Source organism: Bacteroides faecis MAJ27, from assembly GCF_900106755.1.
In the GTDB taxonomy this organism is placed as follows: Bacteria; Bacteroidota; Bacteroidia; order Bacteroidales; family Bacteroidaceae; genus Bacteroides; species Bacteroides faecis.
On sequence record NZ_FNNN01000006.1, the window covers coordinates 134,782 to 151,577 of the forward strand.

A 16,796-nucleotide genomic window follows, 5' to 3' on the forward strand; every position below is an offset into this window, starting at 1 on the left:
ATAATAATAACGAACTAAAATTCACTATGATGAAAAAACAAATTGCATTAGTGGCCCTGTTATTTCTGGGCATGAGCTGTTTCAACGCTTCGGCACAATTCGGAAAAAAATTCAATGTAGGAAAAGCTCTTCAAGCAGGCAAGGATGCCGTGCAGGCAATCACCTTATCGGATGCCGACATCGCTGCCATGAGCAAAGAATACATGGAATGGATGGACAAGCATAATCCACTGGCCAAACCGGACAGCGAATACGGAAAACGTCTGGAAAGACTGACCGGCAACATCAAAGAAGTGGATGGCATGAAAGTAAACTTTGGCGTATATGAAGTAGTGGACGTAAACGCTTTCGCCTGCGGCGACGGCAGTGTGCGTATCTGTGCCGGACTGATGGACGTCATGAACGACGAGGAAGTAATGGCAGTCATCGGTCATGAAATCGGACACGTTATCCATACCGATTCTAAAGATGCCATGAAGAATGCCTATCTCCGCTCGGCAGTAAAGAATGCGGCAGGAGCAGCCAGCAGCCAAATCGCCAAACTGACCGACTCTGAACTGGGAGCAATGGCAGAAGCACTTGCCGGTGCGCAATACTCACAAAAACAAGAGTACGAAGCCGATGCCTATGGGGTAGAGTTCTGCGTAAAAAACAACATCGACCCTTATGGCATGTACAAATCACTGAATAAACTTCTCGAATTGTCCAACGGAGCTCCCGCATCTTCCTACATGCAGAGAATGTTTTCTTCACACCCCGACACAGCCAAACGTGTAGCCCGTGCTAAAGAACTGGCTGATAAATACAAACAATAAGAAAGACTCAAAATCAGAAATAACTAAAGAACATATTCCGGGAGCATTTACTTTGCAATCCCGGAATATGTTCTTTGCTTATTAAACACCCTTCATTTCAAAGCATACATTACTATTCCGCACCAATTGTTTATTAAAAAATCATTAATATACAGTACATATTTGCATGACGTCGTGATTTCATGTAATTTCGAAGCAATAATCATTTTAATCCATTTATGGAATTTCTTATTATACTTTTCTTACTTGTACTGAATGGCATCTTTGCCATGTACGAAATTGCGCTGGTATCTTCCAGCAAAGCACGTCTTGAAACTCTCGCCGGAAAAGGCAATAAATCTGCACGTGGAGTACTGAAACAATTGGAAGAACCGGAAAAGTTCTTGTCCACTATCCAAATCGGTATCACCCTTATCGGTATCGTATCCGGTGCCTATGGTGGGGTTGCCATCGCAGACGATCTTGTTCCGTTCTTCTCTCTCATACCGGGAGCAGAAGCCTATGCCCGCAATCTGGCAATGATTACCACAGTAGTAATCATCACCTACCTCTCTCTTATCATCGGCGAGCTGGTACCCAAATCCATTGCCCTCAGCAATCCGGAACGGTACGCAACTCTGTTCAGTCCGATTATGATTTTATTGACGAAAGTTTCCTACCCGTTCGTCTGGCTGCTTAGTATCTCCACTCGTCTGCTGAACAGAATCATCGGCGTGAAGAATGAAGAACGCCCGATGACACAGGAAGAAATCAAGATGATTCTCCACCAAAGTTCGGAACAGGGAGTGATCGACAAAGAAGAAACGGAAATGCTGCGTGACGTATTCCGCTTCTCGGACAAACGCGCCAACGAACTGATGACGCATCGCAGAGATCTTGTCATCTTCCATCCCGACGATACGAAAGACAAGGTGATGAAGACCATCGAAGAGGAACACTACAGCAAATATCTGTTGGTAGACGAGCGAAAAGATGAGATTATCGGTGTGGTATCCGTAAAAGATATTATTCTGATGGTAGGCAACAAAAAGGAGTTCAACCTGCGTGAAATAGCCCGTCCGCCACTGTTTATTCCGGAAAGTTTATATGCAAATAAAATATTAGAGCTATTCAAGAAGAACAAAAACAAGTTCGGAGTTGTTGTTAACGAGTATGGTAGTACAGAGGGTATCATCACCCTGCACGACTTGACCGAAAGTATCTTCGGAGACATCCTTGAAGAGGATGAAATGGAAGAAGAAGATATCGTCAGAAGGCAGGATGGTTCGATGCTCGTAGAAGCCTCGATGAACATCAAGGACTTTATGGAAGAGATGGGAATCTTATCTTATGAAGATCTGGAAGACGAAGACTTCACTACCCTCGGAGGATTGGCAATGTTCCTGTTGGGCGGTATCCCGAAAGCCGGAGATATCTTCACCTACAAGAACCTGCAGTTCGAAGTGGTGGACATGGACCGTGGACGAGTAGACAAACTGCTGGTCATCAAACGGGACGAAGAAGCATAAAGAAAATAATAACCCGAGCAATATTAGCTCACTATATTTATATTAACTTAAAGCACTTAACGATGAAAAAAGTAATTATGTTAGCAGCAGTCGTAGCTGCTTTGGCATCTTGCCAATCAAAAGCCAACAAAGCCGCAGAGGCAGAAGCAGACAGTCTTTCCATAGAAATGGCTCCGATCACAGAAGTGACCGAAGTTTATGAAGGAACACTTCCTGCAGCCGACGGCCCGGGTATCGACTACGTATTAACACTGAATGCTGCAACTGATGGTGTAGATACCACGTATACTCTGGATATGACTTACCTCGATGCAGAAGGTCAGGGTAAGAACAAAACCTTCTCTTCGAAAGGAAAACAACAGACTGTCCAAAAAGTAGTGAACAAAAAACCTACCAAGGCTGTTAAGCTGACTCCGAATGACGGCGAAGCTCCAATGTACTTCGTAATCGTCAATGACACTACCCTGCGTCTGGTAAACGATAGTTTGCAGGAAGCTGTCAGCGATCTGAATTATGATATCATCAAGGTAAAGAAATAAATAACCTAAACCCTAACCAGTAAATAAAATGCTCTGCGAATGACCGGTCTTCGCAGAGCATCTTTATTTCTATCCCAGCACTCCTTTCCCTTCCTGCAGGCGTTTCAGACGAAGCAACGCTTCGATATAATAATAATCCGCATAAATAATAGAAGCATCTATTTCCGAATGCGCCGGCCAGTGTCCCGTGCTATGAAGCAGGAAAGCGGGATTGCTCTTACCACTCTGATAACGGTCAGAGCTTAAGCTTGCCAGCATTTCTATGGCGGCATCTTTATATCTTTTTCCTTTACCGTTCGGAAGATAGGTGGATAGTTCGAGCAATGCGGAAGCAACTACCGAAGCTGCCGAAGCGTCGCGGGGAGCATCCGGAATCCCCGGTGCGCTGAAGTCCCAATAGGGTATCTTATCCTCCGGCAGGCGTTCCAGATAGACATCCGTCACTTTCTGTGCAAAGTCCAGATATTTAGGATCTTTGGTTTCACGGTAGACTACCGTATAGCCATAAACAGCCCATGCCTGTCCGCGTGCCCACATGGTGCTGTCTGCATATCCCTGATGGGTGACTCCCTTGATCAGATTTCCTGTAATGGTATCGTATACCGCTACGTGATAGGAGGTATAATCCGGTCGGAACTGGCATTTCATAGTCTTATCGGCGTGGGATACCGCAATATCATACAGGTAAGGATTGCCCCCGTTCTTGGATGCCCAAAAAAGCATTTCAAGGTTGATCATATTGTCCATGATAGTATTGTGGGGCCAGTTGCGCGGTTCCACTTCGCGAGGCCATGACAGCATGGTGCCGACTACCGGATTAAATAAAGTAGCCAATGAGTCAGCCGTATCCAGAATTACCTGTTTATAAGCGGGATTCTTGGTCAGACGATATCCGTTGCCATAGCTGCAGAAAACGAGAAATCCCAAATCATGGTCATAAGCCGGAATACGGGAAAGGAATTCCAGTGAAGCGGTGAATTTCTCGGCTTCTTCCAGAATGTGCTTATCTTGTGTGTACTCGTAGTCATACCACAAGACACCGGGCCAGAAACCGGCACACCATTCTTCCTTCGTTGCTTTCCGACAGTTCCAATGATGCTCATCCGCCATGATGTTACGCGGCATCATCGTATAGTCTATCCCTGAATCTCCTTTCAGTTCGACCAATGTACGTTGGGTCTGTTCTGCGCAATAGCCTAAAGCCTTATTCACATCCAAAGTACCGGAAGTCCGATGGGCACAAGCACAAAAGCCTAGCACTACAACCAACCCTGCTACAATCTTCTTCATTTTTCGTTCTTATATCTTCGTGTTAGTTCTTATTTTCTATTCTCATTTATTCGTTCGTCATCCGGAACCAGTCGACATCTGCCCAGCCTCTGTTTCCGTCATTAGGAGTGACACAGAACAATCCGACCTTGGCTCCAATCCATTTTCCCTGCCGGGCTGTGAAAGCATCGCCTACTGTGGTATATTTCTTTCCGTTCAGGCTATAAGCAAAGGTACAAACGGCCCCTTTGGTTACTTTCACCCTCAGATAAACGGTCTTCCATTCATTATCGGCAACACCCGGCATCTTCAGATATTCTACCGGAAAGCTCGCCAGTTCTTTTACTTGTTCGGGATTCTGTTGTTCCGCATCTTTGCATACGGCTTGCTGCAGGATAAATTTATCGCCGGCCTTACGGACAGACAAATAACTATAATCCCATCCCATCACGATGATACCTGCCTGTTCCCCATCCTGCTTAGCTGTAAACGTCAGCTTGGCAGTAGCTGTAAACTCCTCCGCCGGAAACTTCTGCATCAACAGATTGGGGACTTCCCAGAAGTTTACGAATTCTTTGGAAAGGCTGCCTGCGTATAGCCGGATATACCCCAAGTCGGTGGTAAAGCCATAAGTATCTTTCTTATTGGCATGCCATTGCCATTGCAACCCCAGATGGCGGGTATTGAATTCATCGCTCTCCGGAGGGGTCGCTACCGGATATGTTCTTCCTACATTCGGTTTCTTATAAGTAGTTACAGGTTCTCCACAGCCATCCATGTCCTTATCGGCTCCGATGACAGGCCAGTCATTGATCCACTTCATCGGATTCAGGTGAATAACACGTCCATAAGCACCCTGATCCTGGAAATGTACAAACCAGGATTCCCCTGTATTCGTATCTACCCAACCTCCCTGATGAGGACCGTTGACCGTCGTCTTTCCCTGTGCCATTACAATCTTTGACTCGTAAGGACCATAGATATTTCTGGAACGAAGCACCAACTGCCAGCCGGTAGCAACTCCGCCGGCAGGAGCAAATATATAATAGTATCCGTTCCGCTTATAAAGTTTCGGACCTTCTACCGTATGATTCTTACCGTCGTTTCCATCGAACACCATCACCGGGTCAGAAATCACTTCTGTTCCTTCGGCATTCAGTTCGCAGATGACCAGAATACTGTTCACTCCACTACGGCTTCCCGCGTAGGCATGTATCAGATATACTTTCCCGTCTTCATCCCAAAGAGGAGTCGGATCAATCATTCCTTTCCCCGCCTTTACCAATACCGGTTTAGTCCATTCCCCTTCCGGATCTTTTGCTTTTATCAGATAGATGCCGTAATCCGGATCACCCCAATAAATATAGAATTCTCCGTTATGAAAACGGATTGCCGGTGCCCATACTCCTTTGCCATGCTGCGCTTTATCAAAGAACTCTTGCGGTTCCTGAACCGGCAGGGCGTAATTCACAAGTGACCAGTTTACCAGATCATTGGAGTGAAGTATAGGAAGTCCCGGGATGCAGTTAAAGCTGGAAGCTGTCATATAGAAGTCATCTCCCGCCGCGCACACATCCGGATCGGAATAATCGGCATAAAGAACCGGGTTCTGATAAGTGCCGTCGCCCTTGTCAGCCACCCAGGTCCTAGAAATTTCCTGTGCACTTGCCACAAAACAGCAAGCCATCATTCCTGCTATAAACAGAGTCTTTTTACGCATATTACCTAACTAATCAATTCATTCAAAAAAACTAAATGTTATTCCTAAAAACAGGCTCTTTTCACCTTTATAAAAAGCTAACCGCTCCGAAAACTGAATTCATTATCTTATTTCAACAATCTATTTACTGACCTATTTGCTTATATATACGAAGAGAGTTAGGTAATTACCTAACTCTCCCATGAATATTTTCCTATTTATCGATGATTCATCCATCACACATTTACTCTTTTTAAAGAAAATAGTTTTCTATAGAGAACGATTCTTTTCAAAAATCGTCTTCTATAGAAAACTATTAATTATCTTTGTACAGTTATAATTCCATCAAAACAGCAATTATATATGGAAAGAGAAATCATCCGCAAGATCATTATTGAGGGACAGGAATTCGTAAATGAAATACCTTTGATAAAACGTCCTTTCTTTTTTGAGAAGAATGGAAATTATGTATTTGTCGGTATCAGACAAGCAGGAAAGTCCTATCTACTATATCAACGTATCCAGCAGTTAATAGAAGAAGGGCATAGTATTGAAGAAATGGTATACATTAACTTCGATGACGAACGTTTGCGCCAGTTCACCACTCATGATTTCGACCTCATTCTACAAGCCTATGCCAGCATGTTTAATCTTCGTCCTATACTCTTTTTCGACGAAATACAGAACATAGAAGGATGGGAGAATTTCGCCCGGCGATTAGCCAATCAAAAATATAATGTCTATATCACCGGAAGCAATGCCAAAATGTTAAGTCGTGAAATCGCAACAACCTTGGGAGGACGTTATTGGAACGCTGATGTATACCCCTATTCTTTCTTCGAATATTTAAAAGCTAAAAATATCACTTTGGCTACCAACTGGATGTACGGAAAACAAAGTGCGGAGGTAAGTAAGCTATTCAATGATTATTTTTCATTCGGCGGATTTCCTGAATTGGTGGATATTATTGCAAAAAGAGCTTGGCTAAATGACGTATACAGCAAAATATTTTTCAGTGATTTAATCGTACGCAATAAAATAAGAAACGAAGAAGCTATGGGATTGCTGGTCAAACGATTGGCAGAAGGTGTCAAACAGCCCGTATCACATACAAGATTAGCCAATTTGATTAGCACTGCGGGAATAAAGATTAGTAAAGCGACAATTATCGATTTCATAAAATATTTAAAGGAATCATGCCTACTTTTTCCGTTAGAGAACTATGCAGCGAAGTTTGCTGAACGTAATTCGAATATGAAATATTATTTCATTGATAACGGATTGCTTCACATATTCCTGACCGATGCTAATACCAGTCTACTGGAAAACATAGTGGCTATACAACTCTATAAAAAATACGGAAATGAGGTCTATTTCTATAACCAGAATATTGAAGTAGACTTCATTATTCCGGAGCAAAAGACTGCATATCAGGTCAGTTACTCTTTAATGGACGAAAATACCTATCAGCGGGAAACTGAAGCATTAATCAAACTCAATACAGTTTTTCCAATGGAACAAATGTATATCATTACCAAAGATGAAGAGCGTACTATTGCTCATGAAAAGGGCATAAACATAGAAGTTATCCCTGTTTGGAAGTGGCTGTTAAATGAAACAATTATAAAATGATCGAGTTACTTAGAAAAAGGTGCCCTCCTGAGAGTGGAGACCACCTTTTTCTAAGTAACTCGTAAATCCTAAGATTATTCTCTATATAGCATCAGTGTTCCCCAACCTAGCTGGTCAAAAGCTCCACTGTTAGTTCCATAACGGCTACTTCCATCTGCACCTGCCTCGGGACGCATTTTGTCAGCGGCTTGTTTGGCATACTTATACCCACTACTTACTTTCTTAATCTTCGCATAGTGATTGTAATAAATTTCCCATCCCGGACGAAGACTTCCACGTCCCGTATCATCCGCTACTGACGTATGAGTAGTACCATGATTCTTATCGGAACATGCACAATCAATGCAATACTTATATGGATTAAAAGGCATTTGTTGTTTTGTCAACAGCCATGCCCCATTTGCATTTTTCTGATCAGCTCCATCACGCAGATTGAAGAGTGCCGTATATTCACCCATCTTCATCATGGCATTATTATCGGCAGCAAAAAAATCAAGTTGCGGAGTGGTAGGATTACATTGATAAAAGGTATAAGCCATCTGACAAAGATTTGCAGTAACGGCTACAGACATCATAGCATGTCCCTGGTCACGACCACTTTCCTGATTCTGAGCAATCTCTTCACCGCTACCCAAAGGATCTGTAAATGTTCCCTGAATCAACTTACCTATATAACCATTACCTACACCATTATAGAAATAATTCACCACATAGTTCACCATGTCATCATTTTCAGTCAAGATGCCAATAGCCATATAAGAACACATATTTACCAAATCCCAGTTTGACCAATAGTGGTCACTACACTGGCCTCCATGTCCTTTCATAAATTCAATGTTCTTTGCGGCAAACACATCTACTATCCATTTCTTGAAATCAGTTTTATCCTTATCCGCCCAACCGTCATAAGTCTGCATAATCTCGGCAGCATTAGCAAAAGTATATCCCTGTGCACCAGCAGCCAGCATCTGATTGGCATCATTTGATTTGATTCCCTTACATTTATCAGCCCAGTCATTCATTACTTTAACAGAGGTCGCTGCATACTCTTTGTTGCCTGTTAGTTTCCACAATAAAGCTAATTGATAGGCAGCTGCTGCATCACGCATGGCATTCGCATAGTTCTCACTGCTTTCGCCGGTACCGGTAGGGTCACCCCTCACAATCCATTCTGTAGGACTAGCACTATAAGAAAGAGAAGTATATGCACTATTTTTCAATATCTCAAATTCCTCTTTCACAGCCTGCGGTGCCGTACCATCGTCCAGCATCGTCTTGACACGAGTAAAATCCGCATCATTAAACATCGCACAAGGGTGTTGATATGTATATTCTCCTTTCACCTCTTCATAAGGCATAGGCCAGCTATCTATATCTGTCGTTCCGTCTTCTATTTCACTGGAACAGGCAGTAAAGCCCATTACCAGTAAAAGTCCAAGTACAAATATTAAATTCTTTTTCATCGTTATTTTCATTTTTGGTTATTATTCAACTACTTACCTGCTGCAACTTCCGCCTCAGCAAAGTTTTCCATTTCTGCTACACTCTTGAAGGTACGGACCCAATACACATTATAAGTATCCGAAGTTACATTGGCTTCAGGAATATCTGCAACTTTTATCTGAAAAGTCTTGAATCCTATCACACCTAAATCATACTTATTCAACGCCGCTATGTCATAATAAATCAATCGGGTCCCATCAGCCAGTGTAATACCATCATTACATTTAGGTCCACCAATATTTACTCCTGACAAAGCAACCGCATCCAAAGTATTTGCCCCCCCCTTAGGTATATCACAACGCATTGCAAATACCGGATAAGTAGCTATATCCAGATACAATGGATTCTTATCATTCACCGGAAGTCTCAAGTCAGCACGTCTCTTTGATCCGCTCCCTAATGTTACGACCAACTTGCCATCTTTACGTTCAATCTTAGGACCATTAGTAGCTTGTCCCTGTACGGTCCACTCACCAAACTCATTCCGTGTATCCCAAATCCACCAACCGCTTTCTACAGAAATTGTGGTAGAGGCTGTTTCACCCGTAGCCCTGCAAGTGGCCGTAATCACTGTTGTACCGAAGCCTTTCGGTGTAACAATACCCAAATCCACCGTTGCTACATTTTCATCACTTGACACCCAGTCAACAGAACCCAATGTCGCATCAGCCGGTGTATAAGTAACATCCAGAGCTATATCTCCCATAGAAACACAAATCATATCAGTATAGGGTTCAATAGCAACATGTTCCACCGGAATATATTCAACAACTTTCAAGACATAGGAGCCATATACACCACTATGGTCATGTGTCAAAGCAGAAATTGTCACTTCTCCGGCCTTCAGACAGTTCACCAACCCTTGCGAAGAAACAGTAGCTATGTTTTCGTCACTGCTCTTCCATGTCAGATAAGAGTATGTGTGGTCAGCCGGTAATACTTGCGCTTCAAACTGGATTTTGTCCGTTTCGTAAATCACTTCTCCTTCCCGTGGATTTGTGAGTGTCAGACTGGTAGCTTTTATAATCTCGGGAACAATTTCCACTTTTACCGAAGCGGTTGCCCCAAAGCCAATCGGAGGAGTGGCACTGATAACAGCCGTACCTTCTGCCACACCGGTTATAGTCCCATCCTGTGACACACGTGCAATACTCTCATCCGTTGATTTCCATACAATTGTACGGTCTTCCAAATCATCCGGAGCTTCTACGGAATAGACAATGGTAGAATCCATGCCAATAGCCAACGGCAATGTCGCACTCACATCAAAAGTAATGGAGTTTATCAATTTCGCTTCAGACATGGCAGGAGTAAACTCTTTCTCCTTGTCACATGCAGTCAATACCATGCAAGCAGTAAGCAGGCAAGCAGACGCACCATACAAGTTTTTATATATTGAATATCTATTTTTCATACCTGTTATTTTTAATGAATAAAACGATCTGTTATTCTCCCCAACCAGGATTCTGTTTCAAATTCGGATTAAGCTGTAATTGGTCTGTAGGCAATGGATACAAATAATGTTTATCCTCCCATTTACGCCCGCTTTCTATGATCAGGAATCCATCACTATTCTTAGAATAAGAAGCATTCGGCCATCTGGTCTGATACTCCGTACCTGTCCACTTGATACCCAAAATATTCTGCGGCATTTCTGTTTCAGCTGTCTTCCAACGCTTCAAATCGTCAATGCGGAATCCCTCGTTAAAGAGTTCGACTGTACGTTCCCGACGGATTTCAGTACGCATATCTAATCCGTAGGTTTGAGCAAAACTATTTGTTAACTTTGGCATCTGAGTGTTGATACGATTGCGAACCAAATTCAAAGAAATATTCAAATCTTCATCAGAGATGGTCTCATCACGCTCAAACACCGCCTCGGCATAGTTCAGCAGCACTTCCGCATAGCGGATGATAGGATAATCATAGCCTTCATAATTTGTATTCACAGCACGTTCAGTAGCCCACTTCTGATTGTTATAACCACTACCACTGGTCGGAATCAATCCTTTAATGGAAGCCGATGCTCTATCTGCTGCATCACCTGTCCAATTGACACGAGAGTTTTCATTGCTCCAAAAATAGCCATAAGGCTTACATAATGTATAAATCATACGATTGTCGCGATTCAGATATTCGCTTTCTATTTTATCGTATCCCATAAACATATTAGGAGACTTGTCAATAGGAAGTCCGTCCTGGCAAAGATACAATGCTGCAAACTTGTGAGAAATCATTTGTGCATTTGCCAAACATTCTTTCGTGATATTCTTATTAATCGGATTCAGTGTTTCATCATGACGACGGGAGAAAATATATTCCGTGTTAGAGCTTTTTTGAAGTCCGGCAGGATTAGATTTTACATCCTCTAAAATAAACATATACTTCTGTGCGCTATCACCCAAAATAACAGGTGCATACAAACTGAATTTCTTACTATTAATCACTTCTTTAGCTGCATTGGCAGCAATATCCAGCAACTCTTTTCCACGTACCGTATTCCCACGGAATTTCTGCCAGGTACCTTCATATAAAGCTACTCTTGACAAAAATGCCCAAGCTCCTTCACTACCTACCCGACCACTCTCTACAGCGGAAGTAGCAGAAAGCAAACCGGCAGCATCCTTCAGATCTTGAATAATTAAGTCCGCCACTTCACTACGGTCATTACGAGAAGCTTTCAATTCCGGGTCAGTTACATCCAACGGTGTTTTAGTGATGATAGCATCACCATAGAGTTGCAATAACTCAAAATAGCAGTAAGCACGGAAAAATTTCGCTTCACCCACATACTGTGCGATATCAGTCGGATTATCGTAAGTTTCGGCTTTCTGTAAAAGTATATTCGCACGACGGATACGGTTGTAATTATCTGTATAATTATTGTCTGAAGCCGGAATACTATTTGTACCATTACTATACACATTCGTCCCTCCTTTGTCTACAATAAGATCAGAACGTTTATCAGAATGAGGCGCATCATATACGCTGTTTGAAAAGTCACGAGTCCAACTATAAAACTGATTAGCGAACAACTTATAATCTGTGACTGAGTTCCAGTAGTTACCATCAGCAATTTGGGCTTTCGGGTCCAAATCAAGGCATGAATGTGTCAGACATCCCAATATCAGTATCAATATTGCTTTTAATGTATATTTCATATTTGTTTTCAATTAAAAGGTTAAGTTTAATCCAAAAGTTACGGTACGCAAGAAAGGATAGCGCTTTGCATTGTCCACTTCACGGTTTGCTTCAGGGTCCCAACCATCATTGATGTTACTATGTTCCCAAAGGTCTGATCCAGTCACATAAATACGTGCCTTCGACAGTACTTTAGTCTTCGCCAATAATGAAGAAGGCAAAGAATAACCTAATGTCACATTCTTCAGACGGAGGTAGGCGCCATCTTCTACCGACCAAGATGAGCACTGATAATTATAGTCATTTATTTCAGACTTATTAGTCAGTGAAGGATAATAAGCTCCTGTATTATCCGGATTCCAAGTATTGCCTATAAATTGATTGCTACCATTCTGATAAACTGCGCGCATCGGAATTCTCCAAGTACTCTTTTCACGCCAGACAGTACGTTTTCCAGCACCCTGAAAAACAATAGACAAGTCTAATCCTTTCCATTCGAGTCCTGCATTCACTGAAAACTGTACCTTCGGATCATCTGTCCCTAAATAAACAAAGTCCTCCTCCGTCAATTTTCCATCTTTATTCACATCTTCAAACATGTTATCACCCAAACGTAAATTATCCAATGTACCAATTGTACTATTGTTTTTATATTGGTTTACATACTTTTTCAACTGCTCTTCCGTCTGTATCTTTCCACAATAACGAAGTCCAAATACAGAATTTAATGGATAACCTTCACGGTCGGAACGTACACCACTCTTTATTGCACCACTCCCCCCATTGTCAGTGAGTTCATTAGTTGTGTAAGTGAAAGTACCACCAAGGTGATAATTTACCTGACCTATTCTATCAGACCAGTTAATCATTCCTTCCCATCCATGAGCCTTAAAAGCTCCATAATTTGCTGTAGGTGCCTTATCACCCAGAATCCCCGGATAAATAACATCAATCAACATGTTGTTACTCTTCTTCCAAAACATCTCAGCAGTACCTGTCAACCGATGGTTAAGGAATCCAAAGTCAAGTCCGATATTATAATTATGAATACGTTCCCAAGTACGGTCAAGGCTTGGTAGTTTTCCACTGGTATCTACATAAGAAACTTTTCCATTACCAATCAAAGCACCTTGGCTTGGTTTAAAATTATAAAGTTGTGTTCCGTCGTAACGATCTATACCTGCTTGATTACCCACACTACCGTAAGAAGCTCTCAACTTGAATTCATCAATAAATTCAAGTTCTTTTATAAAATCCTCTTCAGAAAGCCGCCATCCCCCAGAGGTTCCCCAATAGAATGCCCAACGGTTCTCGGGTTGGAATTTTGAAGAACCATCATAGCGGAATTGAGCTTCCAGCATATATTTAGAGCGATAGTTATAGTTAGCACGCCCAAAGTAAGACATTACAGCCTCCTGCCATTTTGAGGATTGTGTATTCTTATCCTCACTAACCAAATAAATCAGGCCATTATTGCTATTAGGAACTTCCAAAGATGGTAAGATACCAGTTGTACGAAGATACGTATATTCATACTCTTTCATATTATATTGCAAACCAGCCATCAACTTCACATCATGAACATCGGCAAATATATGCGACCAGTCTACTCGCCCTGAAATAGAATAGAAATCTGTCCGTGAATTACTCTTCGTATACGAGCTTGCATCTTCCGTCGGGTCTGTACGTACTACCCGATCACCTGCATAATTATACCATTCGATCGATTTCTTCTGAGTATCCCTAGTTGCAGTGGAAGTGTTGTAGCCGGCTATTACGGAAGTACTCAAATCTTTCGTGATAGAATAATTGAATGTCTCACTGATATTAATAGCCGAGACTTTAAGTTTGTTATCTCCTCCCAATTCACAATACCAGTTAGGAGCACCCCACGTACCCCAGGCATACGGCTTGCCATCAACTGTTGCCGAAGGAAATCCCGGTTGCTGTGCACTGGTAGTCAGAGCAGAACCGACCTGTGTCGGAGCAACCTGATCCTGGCGGTTGTATGCTATTACTGATTCGATAGACATCTTATCCGAGAGTTTGAAAGTATTCGTCAATCGTAGGTTATAGCGGCTATTATTGTTATTTCCCCATTTCAAGTTGCTGTCATCAAACATATAGCCTAATGATAAACGGTATTTCGAATTATCGGAACCTCCCGAAATTGCCAATTCGTGTTGGGTAGAGGCTGCTGTCCCCCACATAATATCCTGCCAATTAGTATCAAAGAATACAAAATCAGCAACATCAGTAAAAGCACCCGTCCCGAATGGATTAGCTGTATGATCTAGGTTAATGTACTGATTTTTATAAGCCAACGCCAGCTTGGCATATCGTAGCCAAGTATCATCTTCTGTATACCCGTCATTAGTACGAGCATCTATTACAGCCGATGCCCATTCACCAATGTTCATTAAATCGGGAGACAGCCCGATAAACTTAGCCGTCACCGAACCACTATAATCCACTTGCACCTTACCCTCTTTGGCTTTCTTAGTAGTAACCAACACTACTCCACCTGCGGCCTTACTACCGTAAATAGAAGCGGAAGCATCTTTCAGAAAATTAATAGATTCAATATCTGAAGGATTTAACAGACGTAGTTCGTTTACACTTTCATATTCCACCCCATCAATAATAACAAGTGGACTGGTCGTATTCTTGGAAACAGCACCACGCAAACTCATTCCCCAGCTTTCGTCGCCCGGAGCCGAAGAGTTTCGTGTGATGATGACACCCGGCACCTGACCTTGCAGCGCCTGTACCGGACTTGACATGGTTCCTTTATTCTCTAGCATCTTATCACTGACCACCGTCACAGAACCTGTCATAGTCGCTTTTTTCTGTGTTCCATAGCCGACCACGACCACTTCGTCAAGCACTTCACTGTCTTCTTGCATCTTCACGTTGATCACCGTCTGACTGCCTACTTCTATCATCTGCTCTTTATAGCCGATATAAGAAAACTTCAGTTTAGCACCTTGCGGAACGTTCAGAGAATAGTTTCCATTAATATCCGTTATGGTACCTCCAGTCTGGCTCACCACACTCACATTCACACCGATCAGCGGCTCACCTGTAGCATCTACCACTTGCCCTTTCACCTGTTTCTGCACTTGTGACACTACCAGGTTATCATTTACATTCGCATAGCCCCATGCGCTTGAAACAGGACATAGGCCCAGCATCAATCCCAGAGCGACCACTATTGTCTTGCCCGGCTGCGAATTAAAAGTTAATCCTCTTTGTTTCATAATATTAAATTTGAGGTTTAAAAATAGTATTAAATTCTTGTTCTCTAAAATAAGATGAGGCATCTACACACCTTTGGTTTGATTTTAATTCCTTTTCCATAAGCACAAAAGGTTATTTATTAATGAATAAATTATATACGGTTGGATATTTTAGATACAACTTCTAAAGAAGTTACGCATATCACGACGTCCGAGAAACAGATGGTTTTCCACAGTCCGGCAGCTTAAATTCAGTTCGGTAGCAATTTCGGGTGAACTCTTGTCTTCAAAACGGTTCAGTGCATAAACCAGGCGACGTTGTTCGGGCATTGCCTCCAAACGCATCTGTTCCATCTCCATCAGATTACTGACAATGATGTTTTCTTCTGTTTCGTTGGTAGAAGTAGCCGTGAAATCGTACAAATAGCTGTCTATTTCCTGTTTCTTATAATAACGGCGTATATAATCGGTCACGATATTACGCGCAATAGTAAAAAGGAAATATTTCACTGTGTCCGGACGAAGCATCTGCTTATAATCCAGTAAACGTACGAATACATCCTGCGTCAAATCCTCCGCTTCATAGCGGTGAGTTATACGATAGGTAATATAGTTTAAGATTACCTGATGATATTCCTCGTAAGAACGAGTGATAATGTTGTCGGAAGAGTTAATTGTTGTCTCCATAATACTATCTTTTTCGGTTTCGATCACGATGCAAATATAGAGGTGATTTAAAAAGAATCCATAAGAAAAACGGGCAGATGGATTGCAACGTATCCAAATAGACTAATTAAAACATAAAACACTAATAATCAAAAGAATACTCATTCTTCATATAGAGTCTCATTTCATAATATGAGACTCTATTTATAGTTTTTCGCCTATATTTTCCTGCTCCTTCATGCGTACAAGACTAAAAGATTGTCTTTGTTTGATAGCCAAAATTCTTTCTTTTAATATGAGAGATTAACTATCATAAAAGAAAGCAATCAGCTGTAAACATTAAAGACCACACCACTTTTTCCTATTAACATTTATTATGTCAGTGGAAATTTGTATAAAGTATCAGTCGTCCTCTACACCTTATATTATAACAGATTAATTACTAACCGATTATGATTTCATATTTTCCAATTACAAAAAATCTACTGACAGCACTGACAACTGACACCTTAATGCCTATTTTAATAGTAAAACAGTATTATCCCATTAGGTAAATGTAAATATAAGACACTAAACAATTATTATATTGTTCTCAATTATCAGTAAAACTCTATTTTAAGCCCTAAAAAAGGAGCATAGTATTATATTACTACAAGTAAACAAGTAGAAATCTACTGACAATAAAATTAATAAGTAGAAGGGGAATAGATGATTCATTTTTAATAAATTCGCATATAACACTATAAACCAAATACTTACAAATATGCCGTTATTTAAATTCACTG

The 16,796-nt window shown here is 41.6% G+C and carries 11 protein-coding genes; 4 read left to right on the forward strand and 7 right to left on the reverse strand.

The window, feature by feature from the left end:
* Positions 1 to 29: 29 nt before the first annotated feature.
* The 3 genes from BLW31_RS07280 to BLW31_RS07290 all read left to right on the forward strand — a co-directional run bounded on the left by BLW31_RS07280 (position 30) and on the right by BLW31_RS07290 (position 2,862).
* Positions 30 to 815, forward strand: coding sequence for a M48 family metallopeptidase (locus tag BLW31_RS07280; RefSeq protein WP_022302112.1), 786 nt, complete (start codon positions 30 to 32; stop codon positions 813 to 815).
* Between the two features lie 218 nt (positions 816 to 1,033).
* Complete coding sequence (locus BLW31_RS07285) at positions 1,034 to 2,323, forward strand: hemolysin family protein (protein WP_010537451.1); 1,290 nt, start codon at positions 1,034 to 1,036, stop codon at positions 2,321 to 2,323.
* Between the two features lie 62 nt (positions 2,324 to 2,385).
* Positions 2,386 to 2,862 carry a copper resistance protein NlpE gene (locus BLW31_RS07290; protein ID WP_010537450.1) on the forward strand — a complete coding sequence of 159 codons (477 nt, stop codon included), beginning with the start codon at positions 2,386 to 2,388 and terminating at the stop codon, positions 2,860 to 2,862.
* Positions 2,863 to 2,931: 69 nt separating this feature from the next.
* Here BLW31_RS07290 and BLW31_RS07295 read toward each other — a convergent pair whose 3' ends face one another.
* Together BLW31_RS07295 and BLW31_RS07300 are read right to left on the reverse strand one after the other, a co-directional pair.
* Positions 2,932 to 4,152, reverse strand: a complete 1,221-nt coding sequence (locus BLW31_RS07295; RefSeq protein WP_010537449.1) for a glycoside hydrolase family 88 protein — start codon at positions 4,150 to 4,152, stop codon at positions 2,932 to 2,934.
* Between the two features lie 46 nt (positions 4,153 to 4,198).
* The gene (locus BLW31_RS07300) at positions 4,199 to 5,851 is read right to left on the reverse strand and encodes a glycoside hydrolase family 43 protein (RefSeq protein ID WP_010537448.1); all 1,653 of its coding nucleotides are present in this window, start codon (positions 5,849 to 5,851) and stop codon (positions 4,199 to 4,201) included.
* Positions 5,852 to 6,193: 342 nt separating this feature from the next.
* Here BLW31_RS07300 and BLW31_RS07305 point away from each other — a divergent pair, with 342 nt between their 5' ends.
* A complete protein-coding gene (locus tag BLW31_RS07305; protein ID WP_010537447.1) occupies positions 6,194 to 7,462 on the forward strand; it encodes an ATP-binding protein in 1,269 nt (422 codons plus the stop codon).
* Between the two features lie 74 nt (positions 7,463 to 7,536).
* On the opposite strand, the gene BLW31_RS07310 is transcribed toward BLW31_RS07305, so the two are convergent.
* From BLW31_RS07310 to BLW31_RS07330, 5 genes are all read right to left on the reverse strand, one after another.
* Complete coding sequence (locus tag BLW31_RS07310) at positions 7,537 to 8,925, reverse strand: alginate lyase family protein (RefSeq protein ID WP_010537446.1); 1,389 nt, start codon at positions 8,923 to 8,925, stop codon at positions 7,537 to 7,539.
* Between the two features lie 29 nt (positions 8,926 to 8,954).
* Entirely contained in the window at positions 8,955 to 10,379 is a 1,425-nt protein-coding gene (locus tag BLW31_RS07315; protein ID WP_010537445.1) for an Ig-like domain-containing protein, read from the reverse strand.
* A 31-nt stretch (positions 10,380 to 10,410) separates the two neighbouring features.
* Positions 10,411 to 12,126, reverse strand: a complete 1,716-nt coding sequence (locus BLW31_RS07320) for a RagB/SusD family nutrient uptake outer membrane protein (RefSeq protein ID WP_010537444.1) — start codon at positions 12,124 to 12,126, stop codon at positions 10,411 to 10,413.
* A gap of 12 nt (positions 12,127 to 12,138) precedes the next feature.
* Positions 12,139 to 15,366 (reverse strand): SusC/RagA family TonB-linked outer membrane protein, encoded by a 3,228-nt coding sequence (locus BLW31_RS07325; protein WP_010537443.1) that lies wholly within the window; start codon positions 15,364 to 15,366, stop codon positions 12,139 to 12,141.
* A 150-nt stretch (positions 15,367 to 15,516) separates the two neighbouring features.
* Positions 15,517 to 16,032: a sigma-70 family RNA polymerase sigma factor gene (locus tag BLW31_RS07330; protein ID WP_010537442.1), complete on the reverse strand. Its 516-nt coding sequence runs from the start codon at positions 16,030 to 16,032 to the stop codon at positions 15,517 to 15,519.
* Between the last annotated feature and the right edge of the window lie 764 nt (positions 16,033 to 16,796).

Excerpts from the sequence above, each read along its gene's own strand:
- BLW31_RS07305 (WP_010537447.1), top strand. The coding sequence starts at position 6,194 with ATGGAAAGAGAAATCATCCGCAAGATCATTATTGAGGGACAGGAATTC.
- BLW31_RS07315 (WP_010537445.1), bottom strand. The coding sequence starts at position 10,379 with ATGAAAAATAGATATTCAATATATAAAAACTTGTATGGTGCGTCTGCT.
- BLW31_RS07320 (WP_010537444.1), bottom strand. The coding sequence starts at position 12,126 with ATGAAATATACATTAAAAGCAATATTGATACTGATATTGGGATGTCTG.
- BLW31_RS07330 (WP_010537442.1), bottom strand. The coding sequence starts at position 16,032 with ATGGAGACAACAATTAACTCTTCCGACAACATTATCACTCGTTCTTAC.
- BLW31_RS07295 (WP_010537449.1), bottom strand. The coding sequence starts at position 4,152 with ATGAAGAAGATTGTAGCAGGGTTGGTTGTAGTGCTAGGCTTTTGTGCT.
- BLW31_RS07280 (WP_022302112.1), top strand. The coding sequence starts at position 30 with ATGAAAAAACAAATTGCATTAGTGGCCCTGTTATTTCTGGGCATGAGC.
- BLW31_RS07325 (WP_010537443.1), bottom strand. The coding sequence starts at position 15,366 with ATGAAACAAAGAGGATTAACTTTTAATTCGCAGCCGGGCAAGACAATA.
- BLW31_RS07290 (WP_010537450.1), top strand. The coding sequence starts at position 2,386 with ATGAAAAAAGTAATTATGTTAGCAGCAGTCGTAGCTGCTTTGGCATCT.
- BLW31_RS07310 (WP_010537446.1), bottom strand. The coding sequence starts at position 8,925 with ATGAAAAAGAATTTAATATTTGTACTTGGACTTTTACTGGTAATGGGC.
- BLW31_RS07300 (WP_010537448.1), bottom strand. The coding sequence starts at position 5,851 with ATGCGTAAAAAGACTCTGTTTATAGCAGGAATGATGGCTTGCTGTTTT.
- BLW31_RS07285 (WP_010537451.1), top strand. The coding sequence starts at position 1,034 with ATGGAATTTCTTATTATACTTTTCTTACTTGTACTGAATGGCATCTTT.